The sequence below is a fragment of the Streptomyces calidiresistens genome (assembly GCF_014141525.1).
Classification (GTDB): domain Bacteria; phylum Actinomycetota; class Actinomycetes; order Streptomycetales; family Streptomycetaceae; genus Streptomyces; species Streptomyces calidiresistens.
In genome coordinates, this window is sequence record NZ_VKHS01001102.1 from 1 (window position 1) to 1412 (window position 1412).

A 1412-nucleotide genomic window follows, 5' to 3' on the forward strand; every position below is an offset into this window, starting at 1 on the left:
GCCCGTCCCCCGCTCATCGGTCGGCCCCCCGGGACCGCTCCCGGCGGGCCGACCGATGAGCGGGGGACGGGCGGAGCGGGGCACCGCCGGGATCGAGTGCCGCCGGTTCGACGTCGCCGGCCCGATGGGTCGGCTCTCCGGCCGGCTGGAACTGCCCGAGGGGCGCGAGCCGGTGGCGTACGCGGTCTTCGCCCACTGCTTCACCTGCGGCAAGGACGTCCTGGCGGCCGCCCGGGTCTCGCGCGGCCTGGCCCGGCTGGGCTGGGGGGTGCTGCGGTTCGACTTCGCCGGTATCGGGGAATCGGAGGGCGACTTCTCCCGAACCGGTTTCGGGACCATGGTGGAGGACCTGGTGCACGCGGCGGCCGGGCTGCGGGAGGCCGCCGCCCCACCCGCCCTGCTGGTGGGTCACTCGATGGGCGGGGGCGTGGCGTTGGCCGCCGCGCACCGGATCCCGGAGGTCCGCGCGGTGGCCACCATCGCGGCGCCGGCCGACCCGGCTCATCTGCGCGGACAGTTGCCGCCCGGCGCGGAGGAGGAGTTGCGGCGGGCCGGTGAGGCCGAGGTGACGCTGGCCGGGCGCCCGTTCCGGATGCGCCGGGAGTTCCTCGACGACCTCGCGGAACGCGCCCGCGAGCAGCGGGGGTTGATCGCGGAGCTGGACGCCGCGCTGTTGGTGCTCCACTCGCCGGTGGATTCGGTGGTCGGGATCGAGGAGGCGGGCGAGTTGTTCTCGGCGGCCCGGCATCCCAAGGCGTTCATCGGTCTGGACGGCGCCGACCATCTGTTGGGGGACGCCGCGGACGCCGCCTGGGTGGCGGGGCTGGTGGATGCCTGGGCCCGCCGCTGGGTGGACGGGGGCTGATCCGGACCGGCCCCCGGAAGCGCGGGAATCCGCCGGCCCGCAGGGGCCGAACCGGCGGATCGGCCCGTCGGGGACCGCGCGGTCGGGGAGTGGGACCCCGGTCGGGGTCACCCCTCAGAGGATCGCCCAGAGCAGCAGCGCGACCAGGGCGATGGCGGTGAGCAGCAGACCGACCAGGATGCCCATCGGACCCCGGTCCTCGCCCGCGGTGTTCCGGTTCCGGCGCGCGGCGCGGTCACGACGGTCGAGTCGATCCAGCCGGTCTCGGCGGTCGCGGCGGTCGTGGTCCTCCGCGCGGTCCCGGCGGGCGGCGCGCTCCCGCTCCTCGCGCCGCTCGCGCTCGTCGCGGCGCTCGGTGTACTCGCGCCGGTCGCGGCGGTCGAGCTCGTCGCGTCGCTCCCGGTGGTTCCGGTCGCGGTCGTCCCGGCGCTCGCGGTACTCGCGGCGGTCGCGCCGGTCCTCCTCGCGATCGCGCCGGGAACCTCCGGTCGATCCGTACGCGCCGGGTGGGGGTTTGCGGGCCATGGTCGGGGTCTCCTTCCGGGGG

Annotated in this window: 2 protein-coding genes; one reads left to right on the plus strand and one right to left on the minus strand. The window is 76.7% G+C overall.

Going from position 1 to position 1412, the window contains the following annotated elements:
• Positions 1-55 precede the first annotated feature (55 nt).
• Positions 56-865, plus strand: a complete 810-nt coding sequence (locus FOE67_RS25710) for an alpha/beta hydrolase family protein (protein ID WP_228474294.1) — start codon at positions 56-58, stop codon at positions 863-865.
• A gap of 114 nt (positions 866-979) precedes the next feature.
• On the opposite strand, the gene FOE67_RS25715 is transcribed toward FOE67_RS25710, so the two are convergent.
• On the minus strand, positions 980-1412 hold a 433-nt coding region (locus tag FOE67_RS25715), incomplete at its 5' end, for a hypothetical protein (protein WP_438874311.1).